This window comes from Streptomyces sp. NBC_00388 (assembly GCF_036061255.1).
Classification (GTDB): Bacteria; Actinomycetota; Actinomycetes; order Streptomycetales; family Streptomycetaceae; genus Streptomyces.
Genome location: NZ_CP107948.1, coordinates 2,679,825 through 2,706,081 on the forward strand (window position 1 = coordinate 2,679,825; position 26,257 = coordinate 2,706,081).

Here is a 26,257-nt window from a genome sequence, read left to right on the forward strand (position 1 = left end):
ATGGACCACCGTCTGAGCACCGAGCACGAAGAACTCCGCCGTACGGTCGAGGCGTTCGCGCACGACGTGATCGCCCCGAAGATCGGCGACTTCTACGAGCGGCACGAGTTCCCGTACGAGATCGTCCGGGAGATGGGCCGGATGGGCCTGTTCGGGCTGCCGTTCCCCGAGGAGTACGGCGGGATGGGCGGCGACTACCTCGCCCTGGGTATCGCCCTGGAGGAGCTGGCCCGCGTCGACTCCTCGGTGGCGATCACCCTGGAGGCGGGCGTATCGCTGGGCGCGATGCCGGTCTTCCGCTTCGGCACTGAGGAGCAGAAGCGCACCTGGCTGCCCCGGATGTGCTCGGGCGAGATCCTGGGCGCTTTCGGCCTGACCGAGCCGGAGTGCGGCTCGGACGCGGGCGGCACCCGGACCACCGCCGTACGCGACGGTGACGACTGGGTGATCAACGGATCCAAGTGCTTCATCACCAACTCGGGTACGGACATCACGGGCCTCGTCACCGTCACCGCGGTCACCGGCCGCAAGCCGGACGGCCGCCCGCGCATCTCCGCGATCATCGTCCCCTCGGGCGCCCCCGGCTTCACGGTGGCGGCCCCGTACTCCAAGGTCGGCTGGAACGCCTCGGACACCCGTGAGCTGTCGTTCTCCGACGTCCGGGTCCCCGCGGAGAACCTGCTCGGCGAGGAGGGCCGCGGTTACGCCCAGTTCCTGCGCATCCTCGACGAGGGCCGGGTCGCGATCTCCGCCCTCGCGACGGGCCTCGCCCAGGGGTGTGTGGACGAGTCCGTGTCGTACGCCAAGCAGCGCCACGCGTTCGGCCGCCCGATCGGCGACAACCAGGCGATCCAGTTCAAGATCGCGGACATGGAGATGAAGGCCCACACGGCCCGCGTCTCCTGGCGCGACGCGGCGTCCCGCCTGGTGAGCGGCGACCCGTTCAAGAAGGAGGCGGCGCTGGCGAAGCTGTACTCATCGACGGTGGCGGTGGACAACGCGCGCGAGGCGACGCAGATCCACGGCGGGTACGGCTTCATGAACGAGTACCCGGTGGCCCGGATGTGGCGCGACTCCAAGATCCTGGAGATCGGCGAGGGCACGAGCGAGGTGCAGCGGATGCTGATCGCAAGGGAGTTGGGGCTGCCGACGGGGTCGTGACCGCGGACCGGTGCGGCGCTGCCGCACCGGTCAGGGCCGGCCACCGGGGCCTCACCCGGTGGCCGAACCGCTCCGCACGGCTGATACGAATGCCGACCAGGCCCGCCGCTCAAGAACCCTCGACGAGCAACGGGACGGCGCCCGCGCACAGTTCGACGGCAGCGGGGAATCCGGCGCGAACGTGCTGCTCCGCCATCACCAGCGGCGGGAGCACCGCACATGAGCCGTCACGCCCGCCGCCCGGGTACGCGCGCACGGCGGGCGCGCGGCTGGAAAGTGACGGCGGATGGCGCTTTCTGGGGCGGGGTCCTCGTGGTCAGCAGCGTCGGCGGCCTGGTGGCCGTGACCGCCCTGGCCGTCACGGCCCGCCAACCAGCGTCGTAACAGGGACGCCTTTCATGCCTGTCGCCCAATAATATCCGTACAGATAAGGATAATTACCCAGAGCAGTCGACAACTCCGTCACATCGCACATCTCCCACTGGTTGAGAGGCAAGTTCCCAGTGGGTGAGACAACGGTCTCGTCGTGGCTGGATTTGTTCCCTAGGGTCTGCCGTGTGATTACCGGAAAGACCGCTCCGGGTCCGGCTCACAGAACCGGTGCCATCCTGGCCGTGCTCGCCGAGCAGGCATCTGTGACCGCCCAGGACCTCTCCCGCCGCACCGGCATCCCCGTCAGTGCGGTCTATCGCCATCTGGGCGATCTGACCCAGCTGGGGCTCGTGAGTCCGACCCGGACGCGCGGCCGGTACTGCGCGGGGTCGCTCGCGGTGCGGATGGCGGTGAACTACCGGCGCGAGATGCTCGGCGGCGGAGGCGTGCAGCGCCGGCTGGCCCGGCTGGCGGCCGACACCGGGGAGCTGGCGGCCTTCCTGATCCCCAGCGGGCCGCACGTCCTGTGTGTCGAGGCAGCCGAGGGATCGCGCGTGATCAAGTGCAGCTTCTCACCGGGGCTGAGCCAGCCGCTGACCTTCGGAGCGAGCGCCCAGGCACTCCTCGCCCACCTGTCGGCCGCACGCGTCGCCGAGGTCTGCACCGCGCACCGCCTCGGCCCCCGCGAGACCGAGGCGCTGACCGCCGACCTCCCCCGCGTTCGCGACCGGGGGTACGCCGTGAGCACCGGAGCGGTCGACGAAGGCGTCTGGGGCGTCAGCGTCCCCGTACTCGACCGGCAGGGGCAGCTCACCGGGACCGTCAGCACCATGGCGCCGGAGTTCCGCGGGCGCCGCAACCACCAGGCACTGCTCACGCTCACCCACGCCGCGGCGCAGGACATCGGCCGTCTCGACGAGCCGCTCCCCTGACAACTCGCACATCACGCACGGTCCGAATGGAGTGAAACATGGTAAGAGCACCCGCGGCGCGAAGGGGCGCAGCCGTACTGGCGGGACTCCTCACGTCCTTCCTCCTGTTGGCGGGATCCTCGCCCGCCGCCGCAGCGCCGCAGGCGGACAAGGGGGCCGGGAAGCTCGGACAGCTGCGCTCGGGCCGGGCCACGCTGCGCGTCGGCACCGACGCCACGTTTCCGCCCTTCGAGTTCACCGAAGCCAAGGGCGGCCGGGTCGGCTTCGACATCGAGCTGGTCAGGGCGCTGGCCAAGCGGGCGGGCATCAAGAAGGTCGCCTTCACACAGATGCCGTTCGGGAACATCGTCCCGGCGCTGCAGGCCCATCAGATCGACGTGGGCGCCTCGGGGATCTACATCAACGAGGAGCGGGCCAAGGTCATCGACTTCTCGGACGTGTACTACCCGGGCGGCCTCGCGATGTTCACCGCCGGCAAGGACGACACGATCCACTCACTGGACGATCTGGCGGGCAAGCGGGTCGCGGTCCAGGTCGGCACCAAGTCCGTCGAGTGGCTCAAGGAGAACCAGCCCCGCGCCAAGCTGGTCACGGTGCAGACCAACCAGCAGATGTTCTCGTCGGTGAAGCTCGGCCAGGCCGCAGCGGTCGTCACCGGAGCCCCGGCAGGCCAGTACTTCATCGCTCAGCAGGGCGGCCTCAAGCAGGTCGGCAAGCGTCTGACGGGTGAGGACTACGGCTATGCCTTCCCGAAGACGGACCCGGCGGTGACCAGCGCGTTCAACAGCGCGCTGAAGGCCATGAAGAGTGATGGCTCCTACGGCAGGCTGACCCACAAGTGGTTCGGATCCGGCAGCGCGGCCAAGGCGAAGAAGAAGCACGCGCTCATCAATCCGCAGACGATCATCGACTCCTGGAGCCAGATCTGGCACGGCCTGCTGGTGAGCATCGAAGTGATCCTGATGTCGCTCTGCCTGAGTCTCCTGTTCGGGATGACGGGCGGGTTCGCCAAGCTGAGCAGAATCGCCCCGGTGCGCTGGCTGGGCAACGCCTATGTCTCCGTGATCCGCGGCACGCCGTTCGTCGTCCAGCTGTTCCTGATCTACTTCGGTCTGCCTCAGCTCGGTCTGCAACTGTCGCCCATGGTCGCGGGGGTGCTCTCCCTCGGCCTGTACAGCGGCTCGTACGTCACCGAGATCTTCCGCGGGGCCGTGCAGTCGGTGGACCGGGGCCAGATCGAGGCCGCCAGGTCCTGCGGTATGTCCCACCTATCGGCCATGCGCCATGTCGTCGTCCCGCAGGCGTTCCTGCGGATGCTTCCCCCGCTGGGGAACGAGTTCGTGTCGCTGACGAAGAACTCCACGCTGGTCTCGTTCGTCACGATCAGCGAGCTGTTCCTGGTGGGCCAGGTGGTCATATCCAGGACGTTCGACGCCCTGACCGTCTATCTCTTCATCGGCCTTCTCTACTACGTCCTCACCAACATCATCGGTTTCGCGACCCATGCGATAGAGAAGAAGATGGCGGTGTACGTCTGATGGCACTCCTCGAAACCCAGGGCATCACCAAGGCGTTCGGCGATCACGAGGTGCTGCGCGGCATCGACTTCACCATCGAGCCGGGTCAGGTCGTGGCCGTCATCGGCCCCAGTGGCGGCGGCAAGTCGACGTTCCTGCGCTGTCTCAACCTGCTGGAGACGCCGACCTCGGGGCGCGTCGTGTTCTCGGGCGACGAGCTCAGCGCCACCGAGTCGAACCTGGACCGGTTGCGGGCCCGGATGGGCATGGTCTTCCAGCAGTTCAACCTCTTCCCGCACATGACGGCGCTGCGCAATGTGGTGCTGCCTCAGATGAACGTGCTCGGCAGGACCCGCGAGGAGGCTGAGACCAAGGCCCGCGCCCTGCTGGACCGGGTGGGCATGCTGGGCCGGGCCGACGTCTACCCGAACCGGCTCTCCGGCGGGCAGAAGCAGCGGGTCGCCATCGCGCGGGCGGTGGCCATGGATCCCGAGCTGATGCTCTTCGACGAGCCGACGTCCGCGCTGGACCCGGAGGTCGTCCAGGACGTCCTGGACGTCATGACCGGGCTGGCCAAGGAGGGCATGACCATGGTCGTGGTGACACACGAGATGGGCTTCGCCCGCAAGGTGGCCGACCGGGTCGTCTTCATCGACGGCGGCCGGATCGCCGCGGATCTGCCGCCCGACGAGTTCTTCTCCGAGGGGAACGAGAACGAGCGGGTCAGGACCTTCCTGGCGAAGGTCCTGTAGCCGCTACGGGGGCCGCCGGGTGCGGGCGGGAGCTCCACCGGGCGGGGCCCTTCGGGTGGGGCTCCGCATGGGCGGTTCCCGGAGGGGCGGGGCTCCACCCGCGGCCTCCCGCTCCGGGTGGAGGTCCGGCGGCGCTCGGCTTCCACCCGCGTTCCACCCGTGGGTTGAAGGATTCCGGGGCGCCGGAGCGAATAGTCGAAGGCATGACGCTCACCGACTGGATCATCGACATCCTGCTTCTTCTCATCGTCCTCCGGCAGCTCCGGGAGGAACGCCTCACGCCCCGCACGGTCCTCCTGCCGCTGGGCATCATCGCCTGGACCGGCTACAACTACCTGGACGGCTTCCCGACCGCGGGGAACGACCTGGGACTGATCGCGGGGTTCGCCGGTGTGGGGATCGTCTTCGGCCTCGCCTCCGGCCTGCTGACCCGCGTCCGGTACGCGGAAGGGCACGTGCGCATCAAGGCCACCGCGAGCGCCGCGGCGCTCTGGGTGATCTGCATGGGCTTCCGGCTCGGTTTCGCCGTCTGGTCCAGCCACTCCTCCGGCCGGACCCACCTCGCGCACTTCTCCGTCGCCCATGACATCACCACCGGCCAGGCGTGGGTGGTGGCCCTCGTCCTGATGGCCTTCGGCGAGGTCGTCGTCCGGCTGGGTACGATCGTCGCCCGGGGAGGGCTCCTGATGGCCCGCAACAACCGCGACATCAGCGACAACCGCGCCGGGTCGCCGTCCGCCGAACCGGCGCCCCGCCCCGGCACCTACGTCTGACCCGGGCGGAGCGGCAGGCGGAGAACGGAGTGCGGGCAATGAGCGGGCGCTGGTGGAGGAATCCGGTGGACTGGAGCACGCCGGTCTGGGAAGCACCGGGCTGGAAGACGCTGGACCGGGGGACCCTCAGGGGCGCGACGGCCATGGTGGCCTGTCTGGCGATCACCGTGCTCGCCGCCCACGGGACGACCCTGAGGATCATCGTCGGTGCGCTCGGAGTCCTCGCGGAGCTGGGGATGCTGCTGGGCCGGCGGGTCACGCCTTCGGTCCTGGGCGCCCTGGGTGCGACGCTCACCATCGGAACCGGCCTCGCGATCTCGCTCCTGGTGCCGGCCGGGCTCGGCTCCGTCCCGGTGCTCGCGGGCGTCTCCGTCCTCCCGCTGCGCCTGCCCGCGGGGCCCGTGCGGACGACCGGCGTCGCGGTGGTGTCGGCCGCGTTCGGGATCTCGATCATGGTGGTCACCGGCAGTCTGGCCGGACTGCTGGCCGGGGTGGGCGCCTGGCTCCTCGCCGACCGGTCCGTGGAGCACACCGCGCTCCAGACGGAGCGGGACCGGGCCGTCGCGCTGCTGGCCGAGGTCGAGGCCTCCCGGCAGGCCCTTCAGGAGGCCGCGGCCGTCGAGGAACGCAGCCGTATCGCCAGGGAGATGCACGATGTCCTGGCGCACAGCCTGGCCGGCCTGTCCGTGCAGTTGCAGGCGGTACGGGCGGTCGCCAACCGGGAAGGTGCACCTGCATCGCTGACCGGCCCGATCGACCGGGCAGCCGACCTCGCCCGCGACGGCGTCCAGGAGGCGCGCGCCGCGGTCGGCGCGCTGCGCGCAGGGCCGCGCCGGGGCGTGGACGATCTCAAGGGGCTGGTCGGCGGTTTCCCGGGCGAGGCGCGCCTGCGGGTCTCCGGCCACCCCGGTGAGCTCGGAGCCGAGGCGGGCCACGCGCTGTACCGCGGAGTGCAGGAAGCCCTGACGAACGCGGCGCGCTACGCGACCGGGAGCGCCATCGACGTCGATGTGGCGTGGGCGCAGCGGGAGTTGCAGGTGGACGTCCGTGACCACGGGGTACCGGCGGGGCGCGGGGGCTCGGGCGTGAAGGGGGGCGGCACGGGTCTGCGGAGCATGGCGGAGCGGATCGAGGCCGTCGGCGGGACGCTGTCCGCAGGGCCCGCGCCCGATGGGGCGGGCTGGCGGACCTCGATGCGCGTACCGGTCGCGGGGGCCGGGGGCGATGTGGGCAGCCCGGCTCCCACCGGATCTCCGGCGTCCGGCCGTCCCACCGGACCGTCCTGACCACGGGGCAGGACCGGCGGGGCCGGGGGCGGGGGGCAGGACCGGCGGGACCGGGGGCGGGGCCAAGCCCTGCTCCCCCCTGGCCGGGCAGCGTCGCCGGCGAGGGAAGATGGGGTCGTGAACACATCAGCGGGCGTCCGGGCGCCGCGCACGTGCGGGAGGGCGGACGGATGACGATTCGGGTGCTGGTGGCGGACGACCAGGCGGTCGTACGGGACGGGGTCGTGCTGCTGCTCTCATCAGCCGACGACATGGAGGTGGTCGGCGAAGCGGGCGACGGGCACGAGGCGGTCCGGCTGGCGTCCGAGTCGCGGCCCGACGTCGCGCTCGTGGACCTGCGGATGCCGGGTCTGACCGGCGCCGAGGTGACGTCCCGGGTCGTCTCGGCCGACATCGGGGTCCGGGTGCTCATCCTGACCACGTACGCGGACGACGACGCGGTGATGCCGGCCCTGCGCGCCGGTGCGGCCGGGTATCTGACCAAGGACGCCACGGGCGAGGCGGTGCTCGCCGCGGTGCGCGACGTGGCCGCGGGTCACACCGTCCTGGATCCGGCGGTCCAGCGCCGCCTGGTCGAACTGATCGTCAGCGAAAAGGAATCGACCGCTCCCCCTCCCGCACCGGCACCCGAGGCAGGGGTCCCGGCCGAGGCCGAGGGGCTCACCCGGCGCGAGATCGATGTGGTCCGGCTGGTGGCCCAGGGACTCAACAACCGCCAGGTGGCGAAGGAAATGGTGGTCAGTCAGTCCACGGTCAAGACGCACCTCAACCACATCCTGGCCAAACTGGCCCTGGAGGACCGCGGTGCGCTGATCGCCTGGGCCTGGCGGTACGGGCTGGCGGTCCGGACTCCGTAGCCGCGCCCCCGGCGCCCGCACTCTCCGCACCGTGCCGGGACGGGCCACCCGCTCGATTCCCCCCACCCCCTGGACAAGAGGTCAGGTTAGGCTAACCTGACCAGGAATCGCCCAGTGGCCGTCCCGGCACGTACGGAAAGCAGAGCCCAGCCATGCCCAACGCCCGCGCCTCCCACTTCTCCCGTCGCGGCATCCTCGCCGCAGGCGGCGTCATCGGCATCGGTGCCGCCCTCAGCGCCTGCGGCAGCAGCGACTCGAAGAGCTCGGGCTCTGCGAAATCGGACTCCGGCCCCTGGTCCTTCAAGGACGACCGCGGCATCACCGCCAAGGCCGACGCGGTCCCCACCAAGATCGTCGCCTTCACCGGCACGGCCGCGGCCCTGCACGACTACGGCGTCGAGGTCACGGGGGTCTTCGGACCGACCAGGACCAAGGACGGCAAGGCCGATGTCCAGGCCGGCGATCTCGACGTCGACAAGGTCCAGATACTCGGCAACGTCTGGGGCGAGTTCAACGTCGAGAAGTACGCGGCGCTCGCACCCCAGCTGCTGATCACCGGCATGTACGACAAGGGCGCCCTCTGGTACGTGCCCGACGAGTCCAAGTCCAAGATCCTCAAGCTGGCCCCGAGCACCGCCCTCATGGTGGCCCGCACCTCGATGCCGGCCGCGCTCGAACGCCACGCCCAGCTGGCGGAGTCCCTCGGCGCCGACCTCAAGGCGAAGAAGGTCACCGACGCCAAGGCCCGGTTCGAGAAGGCCGCCGCCCGGCTGCGCTCCGCCGCCAAGGCCAACCCGAAGATCAAGGTCCTCATCGGCTCGGCCAGCGCCGACCTGCTCTACATCTCGACCCCCGAGCCCTCGGCCGACCTCCGGTACTTCAAGGAGCTGGGCGTCAACATCGTCGTCCCGGGCAAGGTCGACAAGACCGGCTGGTTCGAGAGCCTGAGCTGGGAGAACGCCGACAAGTACCCGGCCGACATCATCATGATGGACAACCGGACCTCCGCGCTCCAGCCGTCCGCGCTCACGTCCAAGCCGACCTGGGGCGAGCTGCCCGCCGTCAAGGCCGGGCAGGTCATCCCGCGCTCCACGACCGACCCGATCTTCTCCTACGCCAAGTGCGCCCCGGCCCTGGAGGCACTGGCCAAGGCGATCGAGACCGCGAAGAAGGTCAGCTGACCCATGACGACGGCCGCCATCGCCCCTTTCCGTTTCTTCGGCCTGCACGTCGTACGGACCCGGCGTCTCGGCCCGTCGATGGTCCGCATCACGTTCGGCGGCGAGGACCTCAGGGACTTCGCCGCCGGAGGCCGCGACCAGAGCCTCTCCCTGTTCCTGCCGCACCCGGGGCAGGAGGAGCCGCGCCTGCCGTCCGGCGAGAACTGGTTCGCCGAGTGGCGCGCGCTCCCCCCGGAGGTACGGGCGGTACTGCGCTCGTACACCGTGCGCGAGCAGCGCCGCGACCCGGACGAGATCGACATCGACTTCGCCCTCCACGGGACGGATTCCGGCTCCGGCGCCGCGAGTTCGGGCCCCGCTTCCCGATGGGCCGGACAGGCCGCCGCGGGCCAGCGGGTCCGCGTCCTCGGCCCCGCCATGGAACACAACACCGCCGTCCGCTTCCAGCCGCCCACCGGCACCGACTCGGTCCTGATCTGGGCCGACGAGACCGCGCTGCCCGCCGCTTCGGCCATCCTGGAGTGGCTGCCGGCCGGCACCAGGGCCCAGGTGTGGCTGGAGGTCCAGCACGCCGCGGACCGGCAGCCACTGCGCACCGAGGCCGACGCCCGGGTCACCTGGCTGGTGCGGGACGAGGGGGCTCCGTCGGCCGTCGACGCCGTGCGCGCGGCCGAGCTGCCCGGTGCACATCCGTACGCCTGGATCGCCGGCGAGTCCGGCTGCGTCAAGGAGCTGCGCCGCCATCTCGTGCGGGAGCGTCAAGTCGACCGCAGGCAGGTGACGTTCGTCGGTTACTGGCGCCGCGGGCTCAGCGAGGAGCAGCTGCGGGAGAACGTGGCGCGCGCCGCCTGACCCGTTGCACCCCCCAGGGGGGGGAGGCCTCATTGCGATGCCAAGATTAGTTAGGTTAGGCTTACCTAACTACGACATCGCAGTGATCCCTCTCCCCCTTCTTCCATTCCCGGAGGACCGTTCATGCGCTCACACCTGCTCAATGACACGACCGCGGAGCAGTACCGCCTCACTGCCACCGCAGCAGTCGAGCGGGTGGCGGCCAAACTCGCCTCCACCAAAAAGCCGTTCACCGGAATCCAGCCCCAGGAGCTCGCTCCCGCCCTGGACTCCGTGGACCTGGACAAGCCGCTGGGCAGCGCGGACGCCGCGCTCGACGAACTCGACTCCGTCTACCTGCGGGACGCCGTCTACTTCCACCACCCGCGCTACCTCGCCCACCTGAACTGCCCGGTCGTGATCCCGGCGGTCGTCGCCGAGGCCGTGCTCTCCGCCGTCAACTCCTCGCTGGACACCTGGGACCAGAGCGCGGGCGGGACCCTGATCGAGCAGCGGCTCGTGGACTGGACCGCCGGCCGGATCGGCTACGGCCCCGGCGCCGACGGGGTCTTCACCAGCGGCGGCTCGCAGTCGAACCTCCAGGCGCTGCTGCTGGCCCGTGAGGAGGCGAAGGCCGCCGACGCGTCCCTGCTGCGGGTGTTCACCTCCGAGTGCAGCCACTTCAGCGTCCAGAAGTCCGCCAAACTGCTCGGCCTCGGTCCCGACGCGGTGGTCTCCATCCCCTGCGACGGGAACAAGCGCATGCAGACCGTGGCGCTCGCCCGTGAGCTGGAGCGCTGCCGGGCCGAGGGCGGCGTCCCGATGGCCGTCGTCGCCACCGCGGGGACCACCGACTTCGGCTCGATCGACCCGCTGCCCGAGATCGCCGAGCTCTGCACGCGGTACGGCACCTGGATGCACGTCGACGCGGCATACGGCTGCGGACTGCTCATCTCCCGCAGGCGCTCCCTGCTCGACGGCATCGAGAACGCCGACTCGGTCACCGTCGACTACCACAAGTCCTTCTTCCAGCCGGTCAGTTCGAGCGCGCTGGTCGTACGCGACGGAGTCACCCTCAGGCACGCCACGTACCACGCGGACTATCTCAACCCCCGCTCGGCCGCCGAGGCACGCATTCCGAACCAGGTCGACAAGTCCCTCCAGACGACCCGGCGCTTCGACGCCCTCAAGCTGTGGATGACGCTGCGGGTGATGGGCGCCGAAGGGGTGGGCGGGCTCTTCGACGAGGTGGTCGACCTCGCCGCCGAGGGGTGGAAGCTCCTCGCCGCCGACCCGCGCTTCGACGTGGCCGTCGAGCCCCAGCTCTCCACGCTCGTCTTCCGCTACATCCCCGGCGACGTCACCAGCCCCGCGCTGATCGACCGCGCCAACCAGTACGCCCGCAAAGCACTGTTCGCCTCCGGCGAGGCCGTCGTCGCCGGAACGACGGTCAACGGCCGCGCCTACCTGAAATTCACCCTGCTCAACCCGCAGACCACCATCGCCGATATCGCGGCCGTCCTCGAACTCCTCGCCGAGCACGCCGGCCAGTACCTGGGAGAAGCACTTGTCCACGCCTCTTGAGTCTCATGAGCCCCTTGAGCCTTACGACTTCATCGCGGTCGGGCTCGGACCGTTCAATCTGGGACTCGCCTGCCTGACCGACCCCATCGACGAGCTGAACGGCCTGTTCCTGGAGTCCAAGCCGGACTTCGACTGGCACAGCGGGATGTTCCTGGAGGGCTCCACCCTCCAGACGCCCTTCATGTCCGACCTGGTCACCCTGGCCGATCCCACCTCGCCCTTCTCCTTCCTCAACTACCTCAAGGAATCGGGGCGGCTGTACTCCTTCTACATACGCGAGAGCTTCTATCCGCTGCGCGAGGAGTTCAACGACTACTGCCGCTGGGCGGCGGCGAAGATACCCGCGATCCGCTTCGGCCAGTCGGTGGCCGAGGTGACGTACGAGGAGCGTGACGCGGTCTACGCGGTACGGACCGAGGGCGGCGCCGTGTACCGGGGCCGCAGGCTCGTCCTCGGCACCGGAACCCCCGCCTACCTCCCGGAGCCCTGCCAGGGCCTGGGCGGCGACCTGATCCACAACTCCCGCTACCTGGGGGCGAAGGAGGCGCTGCAGGCCAAGGAGTCGGTCACCGTGGTCGGCAGCGGGCAGAGCGCCGCCGAGATCTACTACGACCTGCTCCAGGACATCGACCAGCACGGGTACGCACTGAACTGGGTCACCCGCTCGCCCCGGTTCTTCCCGCTCGAATACACCAAACTCACGCTGGAGATGACCTCACCGGAGTACGTGGACTACTTCCACGGGCTGCCGCCCCGGACCCGTGACCGGCTGAACGTCTCGCAGAAGAACCTCTACAAGGGCATCAACTCCGACCTGATCGACGCCATCTTCGACCTGCTCTACGCGAAGAACCGGCGCGGCCCGGTGGCCACCAGGCTGATGACCAACACCTCTCTGGAGACGGCCGGTTACGACCACGGCACCTACACGCTCGGGCTGCGCCAGGAGGAGCAGGAGAAGGACTTCACCCTCGCCACCCAGGGGCTCGTCCTCGCCACCGGCTACAAGTACCGGGTGCCGGACTTCCTCGCCCCGGTGCACGACCGGATCCGCTGGGACGAGCAGGGCCGCTTCGACGTCCACCGCAACTACAGCATCGACGCGGACCGGACGATCTACGTGCAGAACGCCGAGCTGCACACCCACGGCTTCGTCGCCCCCGACCTCGGGATGGCCGCGTACCGCAACTCGTGCATCATCCGCGAGCTGCTCGGCGGCCAGGAGTACTACCCGGTCGAGAAGACCATCGCTTTCCAGGAGTTCGCCGCATGAACCGCCTCACCATCCGCCCGCTGGACCCTTCCCCGAGCTCGCACCTCCGCACGGACGGGGAAGGACCCCTCTCCGACACCGAGCTGGTGCACGGCTGGGTCACCCACCCCAAATCCGCCTACTGGATGATGCAGGACGCGAGCCTGACCGACATCGAGCGCGAGTACATGGCGATAGCCGCATCCGAGCACCAGGACGCCTTCATAGGACTGCACGGCTCGACCCCGGCCTTCCTGATGGAGCGGTACGACCCGGCGCACGTCGAGCTCAAGGGCCTCTACGAACCCGAGCCCGGCGATGTCGGCATGCACTTCCTGGTCGCCCCGACCGACTCCCCCGTGCACGGCTTCACCCGGGCGGTCATCACCGCCGTGATGACCGAGCTCTTCGCGGACCCGGCGACGCGCCGCGTCGTCGTCGAGCCCGACGTACGCAACACCGCGGTCCACGCGCTCAACAAGGCCGTCGGCTTCGAGGTGGTACGCGAGCTGGAGAAGCCCGAGAAGACCGCACTGCTGAGCGTCTGCACCCGCGCCGCGTTCGAGGGAGCCCGCCGATGAGCACCCATCTGACCCCCGTACTCTGGGCCGAAGCCGAGCGGCTCCTGATCCGCAAGGCGCTCGCGGAGTTCTCGCACGAGCGGCTGCTGTCCCCACAGCCGCTGAGCGAGGAGGCCCCGCATCTCGGTCCCGCCGGGACGGGGGAGACCCCGTTCTCCGTACGCAGCGACGACGGCGGGACCGAGTACCGCTTCCGCGCCCGGATCCTCGCCCTCGACCACTGGCACATCCCGGCCGAGTCCATCACCCGCCACCGCGGCACCGAGGAACTCCCGCTGGACGCGCTGGAGTTCTTCATCGAGCTGCGTGATGTGCTGGGGCTGAGCGAGACGGTCCTGCCGGTCTACCTGGAGGAGATCTCCTCCACACTGTCCAGCACGGCGTACAAGCTCGCCCGGCACGCCGAGCACCCCGTGCCGGCCGCCCGGCTCGCCGCCTCCGGATTCCAGGACATCGAGACCGGGATGACCGAGGGCCACCCCTGCTTCGTGGCCAACAACGGTCGCCTGGGCTTCGGTTCGGACGAGTACCTCAGCTACGCACCCGAGGCGGCGAGCCCGGTCCGGCTCATCTGGCTGGCGGCCGTGCGCGACCGCGCCACCTTCAGTGCGGGCGCCGGACTCGACTACGAGTCGCTGATCCGGGACGAGCTGGGCGAGGAGACGCTGGAGCGGTTCGCCGCGACCATGTCCGGGCTCGGCCTGGACCTCGACGCGTACTTCCTGATCCCGGTGCACCCCTGGCAGTGGCGGAACAAACTCTCCGTCACCTTCGCCGCCGAGGTGGCCAAGCAGCGGCTCGTGCTGCTGGGGCACGGCGACGACTCGTACCTCGCACAGCAGTCGATCCGTACCTTCTTCAACACGAGCGACCCGGCGAAGCACTACGTCAAAACGGCGCTCTCGGTGCTCAACATGGGCTTCATGCGCGGGCTCTCCGCCGCGTACATGGAGGCGACACCCGCCATCAACGACTGGCTCGCGCAGCTCATCGAGGGCGACCCGGTGCTCAGGGCCACCGGCCTGACGATCATCAGGGAGCGGGCCTCGATCGGCTACCACCACCGCCAGTACGAGCAGGCGACCGTCAAGGGCTCGCCGTACCGGAAGATGCTGGCCGCCCTCTGGCGGGAGAGCCCGGTGCCCTCGCTGGAGCCGGGCGAGCGCCTCGCCACGATGGCGTCGCTGCTGCACACCGACCGGGACGGCGCGTCCTTCGCGGGCGCGCTGATCGCCGAGTCGGGCCTTGAGCCGGCCGTCTGGCTGCGCGGCTACCTCGACGCCTACTTCACCCCGCTGCTGCACAGCTTCTACGCCTACGACCTGGTCTACATGCCGCACGGCGAGAACGTGATCCTGGTCATCGAGGACGGCGCGGTGCGGCGGGCCGTGTACAAGGACATCGCCGAGGAGATCGCGGTGATGGACCCCGACGCGGTGCTTCCGCCGGACGTCGAGCGCGTGCGGGCCGATGTGCCCGACGACATGAAACTCCTGTCGCTCTTCACCGACGTCTTCGACTGCTTCTTCCGCTTCCTCGGCGCGACGCTCGCCACCGAGGGCGTGCTCGGCGAGGACGAGTTCTGGCAGACGGTCGGCGCCTGCGCACGCGACTACCAGAGCTCGGTGCCGCAGCTGGCCGACAAGTTCCGCCAGTACGACCTGTTCGCACCGGAGTTCGCGCTGTCCTGCCTCAACCGGCTCCAGCTGCGGAACAACCAGCAGATGGTGGACCTGCAGGACCCCGCGGGTGCGCTCCAGCTCTCCGGGACCCTGAAGAACCCGATCGCCTGACGCGGGCGGACAGCGGGGACCGGAGACGGCCCGGCGCCCGGAGAACGGTCTCTCCGGGCGCCGGGCCGCTCATAGGCGCCGGTACGGGACACGGCGCCGTACGGACGCGGCCGGGCGGGGCTACCGCGCGGGCCAGTCCACCTGGGGCGAGCGGTAGTAGCCGATACCCAGTGCGTCCCAGCGCGGTGCCTGTGCCGCAAGCCGGGTCCGGTAGGCGGACCAGTCGTGAGTGGACTGCGGCGACCAGCCCAGCTCGGCGATCCCGGGCAGCCTCGGGAACGCCATGTAGTCGATGTCCTTGCTGGTGGTCAGCGTCTCCGACCAGAGCGGCGCCTCGACCCCGAGCACCGAACCGGCCGGTGCCCCGGCCAGATACGTCGCCGGGTTCCAGTCGTACGAGCGCTGCACCTCGACAAGCCCGGCCCAGTCGAGGCCCAGCTCGGTGTCCGCCGTGTACTTCATGTCGAGGTACGCGCGGTCGGCCGGTGAGAGCACCAGCTTGGTCCCCTTCTTCGCGGCGGCCACGACCTGCGCCCGGTCGGCCGCGCCGGTGTCGTCGTACCCCCAGTACTGCGCGATCTCCCCCTTCACCGGCGTGGCCGCGGTGATCTGGTGCCAGCCCTCGACCTTCTTGCCGTGCTTGCCGACGATGGCCGTGGCCTTGTCCATGAACGCGTTGTAGTCGGCCTGGCTGGTGGAGTGCGCCTCGTCGCCGCCGATGTGCAGGTACTGGCCCGGGGTGAGCGCGGCGAGCTCACGCACGACGTCGTCCACGAAGTCGTACGTCACCGGCTTGGGCACGCACAGCGAGCTGAATCCCACCTCGGTGCCGGTGTAGAGCGGGGGCGCGACGCCGTCGCAGTTCAGCTCGGGGTAGGAAGCCAGAGCCGCGTTGGTGTGCGAGGGCAGATCGATCTCGGGGACGACGTCCAGATGGCGTGCGGTCGCGTACCGCACGATCTCCCGGTAGTCGGCCTTGGTGTAGTAGCCGCCCTTGCCGCCACCTACCTCGGTCGAGCCGCCGTACGTGGCCAGCTTCGGCCAGGAGGAGAGGGCGATGCGCCACCCCTGGTCGTCACTGAGATGCAGATGCAGCTTGTTGATCTTGTAGAGCGCCAGCTCGTCGATGTACCGCTCGACCTGCTGGACGGTGAAGAAGTGGCGCGAGACGTCCAGCATGGCGCCCCGGTAGGCGTACCTGGGTACGTCGGTGACGGTACCGCCCGCGACCTGCCAGGGGCCGGGCTGCCGGTGGCGCGCCTCGACGGCCGCGGGCAGCTGCTGGCGGAGTGTCTGGACGCCGTGGAAGAGTCCGGCGGCCTTCCCGGCCGTGATCGTGACCCCGCGCGCGGAGCTGACCAGCCGGTACCCCTCGTCGCCCAGCCCGTGCTCCCGCGCGGAGATCGTCAGTGTGATGTCGCCCCGGCCGCCGTGCGCACCGCCGGTCACCGGCAGCGGGTATCCGGTCGAGGGCCGCAGCAGCCCCGCCAGATACGAGCCGGCCTGACGCGCGGCGCCGGAGTCCGCCCGGATGCGGGTCCCGGCGGTGATCGCGTACGGGGCGCCGCCCGGGCGCACGGACGAGGGCGCGGGGACGATCGCGCCGAGCGGGCGGACGGGAGGGGCGGCGGATGCGGCCGGGGTGGCGGCCGGCGCCGCTCCGGTGCCGGCGAATCCGGCGGCCGCGACGAGGAGGAACGTACCGAGGAGCCGGGGCAGGGACCTGGATTCGAGTGTTCTGTGCAGTCTCACAAGCGGATTCCCTCCGGAGGGTCTCGCAACTGTGGCGCTGGGCAACCGAACGTGTCCCATGGGTATCGCACGCCCCCGGGAGGGTCAAGGGTATAGACCACTCCGAAACCACCTTCTTCGGCGGAACGACTGAATCCGCAGCCACCCGGTCGGCCCACTCTGCCCGATACCGGGCAGAAATATTGCGTAAGACCTCGCATCCCTCCAATATCAACGAGTGTCCGCATCCCGCCCGTCGTACGACGACCTCATCGACCACCTGGTGCGCAGCTCCGCTCTCCAGCGCGGCGAAGCCGCCCGGGTGGTCCTCGATGTGCTGGCCTACTTCGACGAGACGACGGAGGAGTTCGTACGGCGGCGCCACCGCGAGCTGCAGGCCCGCGGGCGGACGAACCCGGATATTTTCCAGCAGATCTCGGACGAGCTGCCTCATCGTGCAGTGGCACCGCCCGAGCTCTCCCTGCGGCAGCTGCGCCGCATGATCTACGGCTAGGAACCAAGGAGCGATATGTGCGGAATCGTCGGGTACATCGGCAAGCGTGATGTGGCACCACTGCTGCTGGAAGGGCTGCAGCGGCTGGAGTACCGGGGGTACGACTCCTCCGGCATCGTCATCTCCTCGCCCAAGTCCCCCGCGCTGAAGATGGTCAAGGCAAAGGGCCGGGTCCGCGAGCTGGAGGCCCGGGTGCCCAAGCGTTTCGCGGGCAGCACCGGCATCGCCCACACCCGCTGGGCGACACACGGCGCGCCCAGCGACCTGAACGCCCACCCGCACCTGGACGCGGAGGGCAAGGTCGCCGTCGTCCACAACGGCATCATCGACAACGCGTCCGACCTGCGTGCCCGGCTCAACGCCGATGGAGTGGAGTTCCTCTCCGAGACCGACACCGAGGTCCTCACCCACCTCATCGCCCGCTCGCCGGCCGCCACGCTGGAGGAGAAGGTCCGTGAGGCCCTGCGGCTGATCGAGGGCACCTACGGCATCGCGGTCATGCACGCGGACTTCCCGGACCGCATCGTCGTCGCCCGCAACGGCTCGCCGGTCGTCCTGGGCATCGGCGAGAAGGAGATGTTCGTCGCGTCCGACGTGGCGGCCCTCGTGTCGCACACCCGCCAGGTCGTCACGCTGGACGACGGCGAGATGGCCACCCTCAAGGCGGACGACTTCCGCACGTACACCACCGAGGGCTCCACCACTTCGGCGACACCGACCACCGTGGAGTGGGAGGCCGAGTCGTACGACATGAGCGGCCACGACACGTACATGCACAAGGAGATCTCGGAGCAGGCCGAGGCGGTGGACCGGGTGCTGCGCGGCCGGATCGACGACCGCTTCTCCACCGTGCACCTGGGCGGCCTCAACCTGGACGCCCGGGACGCGCGGGGCGTGCGCCGGGTCAAGATCCTCGGCTGCGGCACCTCTTACCACGCCGGCCAGATGGGTGCTCAGCTGATCGAGGAGCTGGCCCGCATCCCGGCGGACGCCGAGCCCGCTTCGGAGTTCCGCTACCGCAACCCCGTGGTGGACCCCGACACCCTGTATGTCGCCGTGTCGCAGTCCGGTGAGACGTACGACGTACTCGCGGCGGTGCAGGAGCTCAAGCGCAAGGGCGCCCGGGTGCTGGGCGTGGTGAACGTCGTCGGCTCGGCCATCGCGCGCGAGACCGACGGCGGCGTGTACGTGCACGCGGGCCCGGAGGTCTGCGTCGTCTCCACCAAGTGCTTCACCAACACGGTGGTCTCCTTCGCGCTGCTCGCCCTCCACCTGGGCCGGATCCGCGACCTGTCGGTGGCCGACGGCAAGCGGATCATCGCGGGGCTGCGGAAGCTGCCCGGCCAGATCGCCGAGATCCTGGACCGCGAGGACGAGATCGAGAAGCTGGCCGGCGAGTACGCGGACGCCAGGTCGATGATGTTCATCGGGCGGGTGCGCGGCTACCCGGTGGCGCGCGAGGCCTCGCTGAAGCTCAAGGAGGTCTCGTACATCCACGCGGAGGCGTACCCCGCTTCGGAGCTGAAGCACGGGCCGCTGGCGCTGATCGAGCCCGCCATGCCGACGGTCGCGATCGTGCCGGACGACGACCTGCTGGAGAAGAACCGGGCGGCGCTGGAGGAGATCAAGGCGCGCGACGGGCGCATCCTCGCGGTCGCCCACCAGGAGCAGCCGAAGGCGGACCACACGATCGTGGTGCCGAAGAACGAGGACGAGCTGGACCCGATCCTGATGGGCATCCCGCTGCAACTCCTCGCCTACCACACGGCGTTGAACCTGGGCCGCGACATCGACAAGCCGCGCAACCTGGCGAAGTCGGTCACGGTCGAGTAGCCGCGGGCACTCGGGCCATCCGGCCGTTCCCGGCGCCAACCGCCCCGGGAGCGGCCGGTGTTGTCCGCGGGAACCACCATGGCGGTCGGCCGTACCCGCGGGCGGGCGTCACGGGATGACGATGACCGGCCGCTGGGCGCGCCGGGCGAGCCGCCCGGCCACCGATCCGAAGATCCGTCCGACGATGCCGTGCGTCGAGCCGACGACGATGGCGTCCGCCGAGTACTCCCGGCCGACCTCCTCCAGCTCGTGGCAGATGTCGCCGCCGCGCTCCACGAGGATCCAGGGCACATCGGCGAGATAGTCGGCGCAGGCAAGTTCGAGGCCGAGCACCTCGGTCCTGTGGTCCGGTACGTCCACGAAGACCGGGGGCTCACAGCCCGCCCAGACCGTGGTCGGCAACCGGTTGGCGACATGGACGATGATCAGGCCGGAGCCGAGGCGTACGGCCATGCCGATGGCATAGGCGAGAGCCCGCTCACTGGAGGTCGAGCCGTCGAAGCCGACGACGACCCCGTGCCTGAAAGCGGGATCACATGCGTGACGTGGTGCGCCGGCCGCCTGGAGTTCAGCCGAGAGATCGGCGATCTTCCTGCGGTCCGCGGGTTCGGAGAATTCGTAACCGGCCATCGGTATCTCGGCGAAGAAGATCCTGTTGGGAGGGGTCGGCAGTTGACGGTGGAGAGTGTCCGGCGGAGCTGTGTCCGGGAATCATCTTCCCAAGCCCATACCCTCCAGAGTACGGCGACACTCCTCCTCTGCCCACTGCACGCCGATCCGGTCCGGCGTTCCAGGGAGCATGCCCGAGCAGACCGGTAAATGGCAATGCCAGGTGGTATCTACAGCTTCCCGCCCCGAGCCGCCGGCGGCGGAAACCGACCACCGCGCGCTTCCCCTCCGCACTCCCCCGCGCGGCCGGCCGGCGTGCGGCGTGCGGGGCTCCGGCCGCCGGTCCGGCGGGAACCACCCGTGCGCCGCATGGCCGCCGTACGCGCCCGGCACATGGGGAGCGCACAGGTTCTGATGCCACGCTGGGCGGCGCACGCCGGTCCACTGACCGAATTCCACCCGCGCACCCGATCGTTTTCAGCCAACTTACGCGACCTGCCCCGACCTTGGCGGAACGATACGTCAACCCCCGTGCGACCAGGGATGAAAGGACCGACGGCGGCTCTCGCACCCTACTGGGACGGGCCATGAGCGGGATGCCCACTTCCCTGGGGGCTTCCTGAGTGAAACGCTTCCTGATCGAACGCTTCGCGCCAAGTTGCCATGTCGACATAACGCCGTCAGTCGAACTTGTCACGCCGACACCACGGGACACAGTAGATTCGATCATGGGTAAAGGCGGGGGATCTTGTGCTGGACCGAGGGGCTGTGACGATTAAAAGCAGTTTGCAGAAGCGACAGTCCCGACAGGATCAGGGAGCCATGAGCACCGAGGGGGGCTTAGCACCATGAGTCAGGGCCAGGACGCCACCGCCGTGGCGGAGACCGCAAGAAAGCTCTCCGGGCGCCGCCGCAAGGAGATCGTCTCGGTACTGCTCTTCAGCGGCGGCCCCATATTCGAGAGCTCCATTCCGCTCTCCGTCTTCGGCATCGACCGCCAGGACGCCGGGGTCCCACGTTACCGGCTGCTGGTGAGCGCGGGTGAGGAAGGCCCGCTGCGCACCACGGGCGGACTGGAACTCACCGCACCGTACGGGCTTGAGGCCATCAGCCGGGCCGGCACCGTCGTCGTCCCGGCGTGGCGGTCGATCACCTCACCGCCGCCGCCCGAGGCGCTGGACGCGCTGCGCCGCGCCCACGAGGAGGGCGCACGCATCGTCGGGCTGTGCACGGGCGCCTTCGTGCTGGCCGCCGCAGGACTGCTGGACGGCAGGCCCGCGACCACGCACTGGATGTACGCACCGACGCTCGCGAAGCGCTATCCGTCGGTCCATGTGGACCCGCGTGAGCTCTTCGTCGACGACGGCGACGTCCTGACATCGGCCGGCACCGCGGCCGGAATCGATCTGTGTCTGCACATCGTGCGGACGGACCACGGGGCGGACGCGGCGGGAGCCCTCGCCCGGCGGCTGGTGGTCCCCCCGCGCAGGAGCGGCGGCCAGGAGCGCTACCTCGACAGGTCTTTACCGGAGGAAATCGGCTCCGACCCCCTCGCGGAGGTCGTCGCCTGGGCACTGGAGCACCTCCACGAGCAGTTCGACGTGGAGACCCTGGCGGCTCGCGCCTATATGAGCCGCCGGACGTTCGACCGCCGGTTCCGCTCGCTGACCGGCAGCGCGCCGCTGCAGTGGCTGATCACCCAGCGGGTGCTCCAGGCGCAGCGGCTCCTTGAGACGTCGGACTACTCGGTGGACGAGGTCGCGGGGCGCTGCGGCTTCCGTTCGCCGGTCGCGCTGCGCGGCCACTTCCGGCGCCAGCTGGGCTCGTCGCCGGCCGCGTACCGGACGGCGTACCGGGCCCGCAGGCCGCAGGGGGAGCCCGTGCCCGTGACGGCGGGCGCCGACGCCCTCCCGCAGGGCCGCCGCACCAGCGCGCCGGGCGCACAGCCCCCGGCGCCGCAGGGCCAGCCCGCCGTGGCCGATCCGGGAAAGCCCGGTTCGGACTCCTACGCGCCGGGCCGTCCCACGGTGCCCGGACAGCGGAGCGCGACGTAGGAGTGGACCGCCAGGAGGCCGGCCCCCGGGGTCCGGCCCCTCGCGGCCCACGGCCCGCACGGGGAGCGGTCTAAGGTGGGGCGTATGAACGATCGCATGGTGTGGATCGACTGCGAGATGACCGGGCTCTCGTTGACGGACGACGCACTCATTGAGGTGGCCGCACTGGTCACCGACTCGGAGCTGAACGTGCTCGGCGAAGGGGTGGACATCGTGATCCGCCCGCCCGCCGAGGCGCTGGAGACCATGCCCGACGTGGTGCGGAAGATGCACACCTCATCCGGCCTGCTCGACGAACTGGCCGGCGGCACCACGCTGGCCGACGCCGAGGAGCGGGTGCTCGCGTACGTACGTGAGCATGTGAAGGAGCCGGGGAAGGCGCCGCTCTGCGGGAACACGGTCGGTACCGACCGCGGCTTCCTGCTGCGCGACATGAAGGAGCTGGAGGGCTACCTCCACTACCGGATCGTGGACGTCTCCTCCATCAAGGAACTGTCCCGCCGCTGGTACCCCCGGGCCTACTTCAACAGCCCGGAGAAGAACGGGAACCACCGGGCTCTGGCGGACATCCGCGAGTCGATCGCGGAGCTGCGCTACTACCGGGAGGCCGTCTTCGTACCGCAGCCCGGGCCGGACTCGGACACCGCGAAGAAGATCGCGGCCAAGCACGTCCTGCCCGCGGAATAGCCCACCGGGAACCCCCGGTGGAGATCGCCGGGGACCCGCCCGAAAGGCGGGAGCGAGCACCCTCCCGGACCCTGTACACTTTTTCTCGGCCGGTCGGAAACGACACGGTCGTGGTGGGTATAGCTCAGACGGTAGAGCACCTGGTTGTGGTCCAGGATGTCGCGGGTTCGAGTCCCGTTACTCACCCTTGCAGGATCTTCTGACGGAGGCCCGGTCCGCGAAAGCGGACCGGGCCTCCGTCGTACGTGCGCCGCCGTACGCGCCGCGCCCGCTCCGCCAGTGACCCCGGACGCTCCGTGCGCCCGGTGGTGCCACCGTGTCGTCCGGGCCGCCCCGCCGGTTGGACCGGGCGGCAGGCACCCGCCCCGCGCCACCCGGGCCCAGGGCTCACCGCCCGCCGTGGAGGGACCATGTCCGATCTCTGGATGCCGGGCGCCCATCGCCTCGACATCGGCGACCACGCGGCCACCGCGGGCGGGCCCGCCAAGGCCGTCGCCCACATCACCTGGGACAAGAACGCCACCGCCGCCGAACCCGCCGACCTGGTGCCGTACGAGCAGCTCGTCGGCCACTTCGGGCGCGGCGCCGCGGGCAGGGGCACCGCACCGCATCTCCTCTGGGACCCTTTCACCGGCCGCTTCACCCAGTTCGCTCCCGCGACCTCACGCTCCAAGAGCCTGGTGGACCGGGCGGGCGGCACCCGTACGAACCGAGCGGGCTCGGTAGTGATCCAGATCGAGGCGCTGTTCTTCCCCTACTGCCGGGTGGACGGCAAGGCCTACGCGAAGCTCACGGACACCCCGTGCAAGGGCTGGGCCGGGCTCAACGCCTGGGTCAGGTCCTGGGCCGTGCCGGACAACTGGCCGATGGGCCGGCCGGCCGACTTCACCTCGCACCGCGACGAGAACACCTGGGAGCACGCGGCCGGCTGGTACGGCCACTCCCAGGTACCGGAGAACGACCATCAGGACCCGGGCAGCTGGCCCGCGTTCGAGGCGGCCCCCACCGGGGCCCCGGTGGACGGCGGTATCCCGGGGCAGGCTGCCCGGGATCCCCTCGGAGCCCAGGGCACCCGGCTCCCCCGGGCCACCGACTGAGCCGGTCCTGGCCTCACCGGCCCACGGACACGGACAGCGGCCGGACCGGCCTCAGGAGCTGAGCCGCGGCACCAGGTCCGTGGGGAGCACCAGCTGGGTCCGCTCGACGGCGGCCGTCCCTGGCGAGCGGTGTACCGCGATCTCCGAGAGCAGCAGACGGGCCATGGCGCGGCCCATCTCCTCGATCGGCTGTCGCACGCTCGTCAGGGGCGGGTCCATATGACGGGCGATCACCGAATCGTCGAAGCCGACCAGGGCGATGTCGTCGGGCACCCGCAGGCCCCGCTCGCGCAGCACCTGGCGGGCGCCGGCCGCCATCACGTCGGACGCGGCGAAGACCGCGTCCAGGTCGGGGCGGCGGTCGAGCAGCAGCTCCATCGCCCGGCGACCGCTCTCCTCGGAGAAGTCGCCCTGCGCGACGAGCGCTTCGTCGCCGTCGGCGCCCGCCGCGGCGACGGCCTTGCGGTAGCCGTCGAGGCGGCACTGCGCGGCGTATATGTCGAACGGCCCGGTGATCGTCGCGATCCGGCGCCGGCCCCGGGCGACCAGGTGCCCGACGGCGCTGCGCGCCCCCTGGTAGTTGTCCGAGTCGACCGAGGGAAGCGCCTCGTGGTCGGAGCGCCGGCCGCTCACCACCGCCGGGATGTCGAGCTGCTGGAGCAGGTCGGGCAGCGGGTCGTCGGCGTGCACGGAGACGAGCAGTACCCCGTCCACCCGGTGCGCCGCCAGATACTGGGCGAGCCGGTCGCGTTCGCGGTCGCTGCCGACCAGCGTGAGCAGCAGCTGCATCTCGGTGTCCGCGAGCGCCGCCCCGACGCCCCGGACGATGTCCGAGAAGTACGGCTCGGCGAAGAAGCGGGTCTCCGGCTCGGGGACGACGAGGGCGATGGCGTCCGTACGGTTCCCGGCGAGGGCCCGGGCCGCCCGGTTGGGTACGTACCCCAGCTCGGCGACCGCGGCTTCGACGGCCTCCCGGGTGCGGTCGCTGACGCGGGGCGATCCGTTGATGACGCGGGAGGCCGTGCCGCGTCCGACCCCGGCCCGTTCCGCGACCTCTTCGAGCGTGGGCCGCCCGCCGCTCCGTACTCGCGCTGCCGCCATGGCTGCCTCCCGTTCGCGGTCAATTTCTCACAAGTCGGATAACCGGACCAAGTCCGCTCTCCGGCTCCTCGACACGCTCGCCGGGCCGGTCGGTTCGCCGGGCGCACGATGGGTGGGAGCGCTCCCACTCTACGGGCCGACGCGGCTGCCGGGAAACGGACGGGCCCCGGCACCGCGCGGGGCCCGTCCGTCTGCCGGAGCCGGGTTCGGGTCAGACCACCGGGGGCAGGGCATGGCGGCGGATCACGTCGGCGTACCAGTGGGCGCTCGCCTTCGGGATCCGGCGCTGGGACGCGTAGTCGACGTAGACCGCACCGAACCGCTTCGAGTAGCCGTACCCCCACTCGAAGTTGTCCATCAGCGACCAGAGGAAGTAGCCGCGCACATCGGCGCCGTCGGCCACTGCCCGCTGTACGGCGTCGAGATGGCCGTGCAGGTAGTCGATCCGCTCGGGGTCGGCCACCCGGCCCTCGGGCGAGACGTAGTCGTCGAAGGCGGCGCCGTTCTCGGTGACCATCAGCGGCAGACCGGGGTGGGCCCGGCTGACATCGGTGAGCAGGCTGTACAGCCCGTCGGGGTCGATCGCCCAGTTCATCGCCGTGCGCTTCTTGCCCTCCGCGAGGTGGAAGGCGACGTGTTCCGAACCGGGCCAGGGCGAGTGGTCGCTGCTGCCGTGGCCGTCGTCGCGGGTGTCCCCGGTGCCGGTCTCCGGTGTCGAAACCAGCGTCGGGGTGTAGTAGTTGACGCCGAGTACGTCGATGGGGGCCGCGATGGCGGCCTGGTCGCCGTCGCGTACCAGCTCGGACCAGTCCACCAGGTGCGCGGTGTCGGCGATCAGGTCCTCGGGGTAACCGCCGTCCAGGATCGGACCTGTGAAGATCCGGTTGCCGACCGCGTCGATCCTGCGGGCGGCGTCCGCGTCCGCTGCGCTGCCGGTCAGCGGGCGGACCTGGTGGAGATTGAGGGTGACCGAGATCTGCGCGGTGGCGGGGAGCCGGCCGCGCAGGACCTCGGTCGCCCGCCCATGGGCGAGGTTGAGGTGGTGGGCCGCCCGCAGGGTCGCGGCGGGCTCGGTGCGACCCGGCGCGTGCACCCCCGAGCCGTACCCGAGGAAGGCCGAGCACCACGGCTCGTTCAGCGTGGTCCACATCCCGACGCGGTCGCCGAGGGCTTCCGCCATGATCGACGCGTAGTCGGTGAACCGGTCCGCGGTCGCCCGGTGGGGCCAGCCGCCCGCGTCCTCCAACTCCTGCGGCAGGTCCCAGTGGTAGAGCGTGGCAACCGGGGCGATGCCCGCTTCGAGCAGCTCGTCGGTGAGTCTGCGGTAGAAGTCCAGTCCGCGCTGCACGGCAGGGCCGCGGCCGGTGGGCTGCACCCGCGACCAGGAGACGGAGAAGCGGTACGCCTTGAGGCCCAGCTCCTTCATCAGTGCCACGTCGTCGCGGAAGCGGTGGTAGTGGTCGGCGGCGATGTCGCCGGTGTCACCGTTGCGGACCTTGCCCGGGGTGTGGCTGAACGTGTCCCAGATGGACGGGGTCCGGCCGTCGGTGGCAGCGGCCCCCTCCACCTGATAGGCGGCGGTGGCTGCGCCCCAGACGAAACCCACGGGGAAGTCCGTCGTCTCGGGCGCCTGCTCACGGGTGGTGGTCTCGGATCGTACGACGGTCATGCGGGAGCGCTCCCAGGGATGGGCGGACAGGGGCGGAGGAGAAGGGACTGTCGGTGGTGGGCTTGGTCCGGTGCCCCGTACGGCAGGTGG

22 protein-coding genes and 1 tRNA gene are annotated in these 26,257 nt (G+C 70.3%); 19 read left to right on the forward strand and 4 right to left on the reverse strand.

The window, feature by feature from the left end; translation table 11 throughout:
* The 13 genes from OG917_RS12105 (at nt 1) to OG917_RS12165 (ending at nt 14,872) form a co-directional block, all read left to right on the forward strand.
* Entirely contained in the window at nt 1–1,161 is a 1,161-nt protein-coding gene (locus OG917_RS12105; protein ID WP_328317581.1) for an acyl-CoA dehydrogenase family protein, read from the forward strand.
* 557 nt (nt 1,162–1,718) lie between these two features.
* On the forward strand, nt 1,719–2,465 hold the full coding sequence (locus tag OG917_RS12110; RefSeq protein ID WP_328317582.1) for an IclR family transcriptional regulator: 747 nt from the start codon (nt 1,719–1,721) through the stop codon (nt 2,463–2,465).
* Between the two features lie 38 nt (nt 2,466–2,503).
* Nucleotides 2,504–4,003, forward strand: coding sequence for an ABC transporter substrate-binding protein/permease (locus tag OG917_RS12115; RefSeq protein WP_328317583.1), 1,500 nt, complete (start codon nt 2,504–2,506; stop codon nt 4,001–4,003).
* Nucleotides 4,003–4,734 carry an amino acid ABC transporter ATP-binding protein gene (locus OG917_RS12120; RefSeq protein ID WP_328317584.1) on the forward strand — a complete coding sequence of 244 codons (732 nt, stop codon included), beginning with the start codon at nt 4,003–4,005 and terminating at the stop codon, nt 4,732–4,734. The genes OG917_RS12115 and OG917_RS12120 overlap by 1 nt, the downstream gene beginning before the upstream one ends.
* A 203-nt stretch (nt 4,735–4,937) precedes the next feature.
* Nucleotides 4,938–5,507, forward strand: coding sequence for a hypothetical protein (locus OG917_RS12125; protein WP_328317585.1), 570 nt, complete (start codon nt 4,938–4,940; stop codon nt 5,505–5,507).
* A gap of 65 nt (nt 5,508–5,572) precedes the next feature.
* Nucleotides 5,573–6,793: a sensor histidine kinase gene (locus tag OG917_RS12130; protein WP_328317586.1), complete on the forward strand. Its 1,221-nt coding sequence runs from the start codon at nt 5,573–5,575 to the stop codon at nt 6,791–6,793.
* A 170-nt stretch (nt 6,794–6,963) separates the two neighbouring features.
* Nucleotides 6,964–7,650, forward strand: coding sequence for a response regulator transcription factor (locus OG917_RS12135; protein WP_328317587.1), 687 nt, complete (start codon nt 6,964–6,966; stop codon nt 7,648–7,650).
* 152 nt (nt 7,651–7,802) lie between these two features.
* Nucleotides 7,803–8,831 carry an ABC transporter substrate-binding protein gene (locus tag OG917_RS12140; RefSeq protein WP_328317588.1) on the forward strand — a complete coding sequence of 343 codons (1,029 nt, stop codon included), beginning with the start codon at nt 7,803–7,805 and terminating at the stop codon, nt 8,829–8,831.
* A gap of 3 nt (nt 8,832–8,834) precedes the next feature.
* Nucleotides 8,835–9,683 (forward strand): siderophore-interacting protein, encoded by an 849-nt coding sequence (locus OG917_RS12145; protein WP_328317589.1) that lies wholly within the window; start codon nt 8,835–8,837, stop codon nt 9,681–9,683.
* A 123-nt stretch (nt 9,684–9,806) separates the two neighbouring features.
* Nucleotides 9,807–11,246, forward strand: a complete 1,440-nt coding sequence (locus OG917_RS12150) for a pyridoxal phosphate-dependent decarboxylase family protein (RefSeq protein ID WP_328317590.1) — start codon at nt 9,807–9,809, stop codon at nt 11,244–11,246.
* Nucleotides 11,230–12,519, forward strand: coding sequence for a lysine N(6)-hydroxylase/L-ornithine N(5)-oxygenase family protein (locus OG917_RS12155; RefSeq protein ID WP_328317591.1), 1,290 nt, complete (start codon nt 11,230–11,232; stop codon nt 12,517–12,519). The genes OG917_RS12150 and OG917_RS12155 overlap by 17 nt, the downstream gene beginning before the upstream one ends.
* Nucleotides 12,516–13,079, forward strand: a complete 564-nt coding sequence (locus tag OG917_RS12160) for a GNAT family N-acetyltransferase (RefSeq protein WP_328317592.1) — start codon at nt 12,516–12,518, stop codon at nt 13,077–13,079. The genes OG917_RS12155 and OG917_RS12160 overlap by 4 nt, the downstream gene beginning before the upstream one ends.
* The gene (locus OG917_RS12165; RefSeq protein WP_328317593.1) at nt 13,076–14,872 is read left to right on the forward strand and encodes an IucA/IucC family protein; all 1,797 of its coding nucleotides are present in this window, start codon (nt 13,076–13,078) and stop codon (nt 14,870–14,872) included. The genes OG917_RS12160 and OG917_RS12165 overlap by 4 nt, the downstream gene beginning before the upstream one ends.
* A gap of 120 nt (nt 14,873–14,992) precedes the next feature.
* Here the strand turns inward: OG917_RS12165 and OG917_RS12170 are convergent, their stop codons facing one another.
* A complete protein-coding gene (locus OG917_RS12170; protein WP_443058948.1) occupies nt 14,993–16,684 on the reverse strand; it encodes a beta-N-acetylhexosaminidase in 1,692 nt (563 codons plus the stop codon).
* A gap of 157 nt (nt 16,685–16,841) precedes the next feature.
* Between OG917_RS12170 and OG917_RS12175 the strand changes: the two genes are divergently transcribed.
* Nucleotides 16,842–17,117, forward strand: coding sequence for a hypothetical protein (locus OG917_RS12175; RefSeq protein WP_328317595.1), 276 nt, complete (start codon nt 16,842–16,844; stop codon nt 17,115–17,117).
* A 15-nt stretch (nt 17,118–17,132) separates the two neighbouring features.
* A complete protein-coding gene (glmS, locus tag OG917_RS12180) occupies nt 17,133–18,950 on the forward strand; it encodes a glutamine--fructose-6-phosphate transaminase (isomerizing) (protein WP_328317596.1) in 1,818 nt (605 codons plus the stop codon).
* 108 nt (nt 18,951–19,058) lie between these two features.
* On the opposite strand, the gene OG917_RS12185 is transcribed toward glmS, so the two are convergent.
* The gene (locus OG917_RS12185) at nt 19,059–19,580 is read right to left on the reverse strand and encodes a universal stress protein (RefSeq protein WP_328317597.1); all 522 of its coding nucleotides are present in this window, start codon (nt 19,578–19,580) and stop codon (nt 19,059–19,061) included.
* 827 nt (nt 19,581–20,407) lie between these two features.
* Between OG917_RS12185 and OG917_RS12190 the strand changes: the two genes are divergently transcribed.
* From OG917_RS12190 to OG917_RS12205, 4 genes are all read left to right on the forward strand, one after another.
* On the forward strand, nt 20,408–21,613 hold the full coding sequence (locus OG917_RS12190) for a GlxA family transcriptional regulator (RefSeq protein WP_328317598.1): 1,206 nt from the start codon (nt 20,408–20,410) through the stop codon (nt 21,611–21,613).
* A gap of 84 nt (nt 21,614–21,697) precedes the next feature.
* Nucleotides 21,698–22,300 carry an oligoribonuclease gene (gene orn, locus OG917_RS12195; RefSeq protein WP_328317599.1) on the forward strand — a complete coding sequence of 201 codons (603 nt, stop codon included), beginning with the start codon at nt 21,698–21,700 and terminating at the stop codon, nt 22,298–22,300.
* Between the two features lie 113 nt (nt 22,301–22,413).
* Nucleotides 22,414–22,486, forward strand: a tRNA-His gene (locus OG917_RS12200).
* Nucleotides 22,487–22,710: 224 nt separating this feature from the next.
* A complete protein-coding gene (locus tag OG917_RS12205; protein WP_328317600.1) occupies nt 22,711–23,397 on the forward strand; it encodes an endolysin in 687 nt (228 codons plus the stop codon).
* Between the two features lie 51 nt (nt 23,398–23,448).
* Here the strand turns inward: OG917_RS12205 and OG917_RS12210 are convergent, their stop codons facing one another.
* Both OG917_RS12210 and OG917_RS12215 read right to left on the reverse strand, forming a co-directional pair.
* Nucleotides 23,449–24,498 (reverse strand): LacI family DNA-binding transcriptional regulator, encoded by a 1,050-nt coding sequence (locus OG917_RS12210; protein WP_328317601.1) that lies wholly within the window; start codon nt 24,496–24,498, stop codon nt 23,449–23,451.
* Nucleotides 24,499–24,709: 211 nt separating this feature from the next.
* Nucleotides 24,710–26,167 carry a GH1 family beta-glucosidase gene (locus tag OG917_RS12215; protein ID WP_328317602.1) on the reverse strand — a complete coding sequence of 486 codons (1,458 nt, stop codon included), beginning with the start codon at nt 26,165–26,167 and terminating at the stop codon, nt 24,710–24,712.
* Nucleotides 26,168–26,257 lie beyond the last annotated feature (90 nt).

Excerpts from the sequence above, each read along its gene's own strand:
- OG917_RS12215 (WP_328317602.1), bottom strand. The coding sequence starts at position 26,167 with ATGACCGTCGTACGATCCGAGACCACCACCCGTGAGCAGGCGCCCGAG.
- OG917_RS12170 (WP_443058948.1), bottom strand. The coding sequence starts at position 16,684 with ATGGGACACGTTCGGTTGCCCAGCGCCACAGTTGCGAGACCCTCCGGA.
- OG917_RS12210 (WP_328317601.1), bottom strand. The coding sequence starts at position 24,498 with ATGGCGGCAGCGCGAGTACGGAGCGGCGGGCGGCCCACGCTCGAAGAG.
- OG917_RS12190 (WP_328317598.1), top strand. The coding sequence starts at position 20,408 with ATGAGTCAGGGCCAGGACGCCACCGCCGTGGCGGAGACCGCAAGAAAG.
- OG917_RS12125 (WP_328317585.1), top strand. The coding sequence starts at position 4,938 with ATGACGCTCACCGACTGGATCATCGACATCCTGCTTCTTCTCATCGTC.
- OG917_RS12140 (WP_328317588.1), top strand. The coding sequence starts at position 7,803 with ATGCCCAACGCCCGCGCCTCCCACTTCTCCCGTCGCGGCATCCTCGCC.
- OG917_RS12185 (WP_328317597.1), bottom strand. The coding sequence starts at position 19,580 with ATGGCCGGTTACGAATTCTCCGAACCCGCGGACCGCAGGAAGATCGCC.
- OG917_RS12115 (WP_328317583.1), top strand. The coding sequence starts at position 2,504 with ATGGTAAGAGCACCCGCGGCGCGAAGGGGCGCAGCCGTACTGGCGGGA.
- OG917_RS12150 (WP_328317590.1), top strand. The coding sequence starts at position 9,807 with ATGCGCTCACACCTGCTCAATGACACGACCGCGGAGCAGTACCGCCTC.
- OG917_RS12105 (WP_328317581.1), top strand. The coding sequence starts at position 1 with ATGGACCACCGTCTGAGCACCGAGCACGAAGAACTCCGCCGTACGGTC.
- OG917_RS12120 (WP_328317584.1), top strand. The coding sequence starts at position 4,003 with ATGGCACTCCTCGAAACCCAGGGCATCACCAAGGCGTTCGGCGATCAC.
- OG917_RS12160 (WP_328317592.1), top strand. The coding sequence starts at position 12,516 with ATGAACCGCCTCACCATCCGCCCGCTGGACCCTTCCCCGAGCTCGCAC.
- OG917_RS12205 (WP_328317600.1), top strand. The coding sequence starts at position 22,711 with ATGTCCGATCTCTGGATGCCGGGCGCCCATCGCCTCGACATCGGCGAC.
- OG917_RS12145 (WP_328317589.1), top strand. The coding sequence starts at position 8,835 with ATGACGACGGCCGCCATCGCCCCTTTCCGTTTCTTCGGCCTGCACGTC.
- OG917_RS12165 (WP_328317593.1), top strand. The coding sequence starts at position 13,076 with ATGAGCACCCATCTGACCCCCGTACTCTGGGCCGAAGCCGAGCGGCTC.
- orn (WP_328317599.1), top strand. The coding sequence starts at position 21,698 with ATGAACGATCGCATGGTGTGGATCGACTGCGAGATGACCGGGCTCTCG.
- glmS (WP_328317596.1), top strand. The coding sequence starts at position 17,133 with ATGTGCGGAATCGTCGGGTACATCGGCAAGCGTGATGTGGCACCACTG.
- OG917_RS12135 (WP_328317587.1), top strand. The coding sequence starts at position 6,964 with ATGACGATTCGGGTGCTGGTGGCGGACGACCAGGCGGTCGTACGGGAC.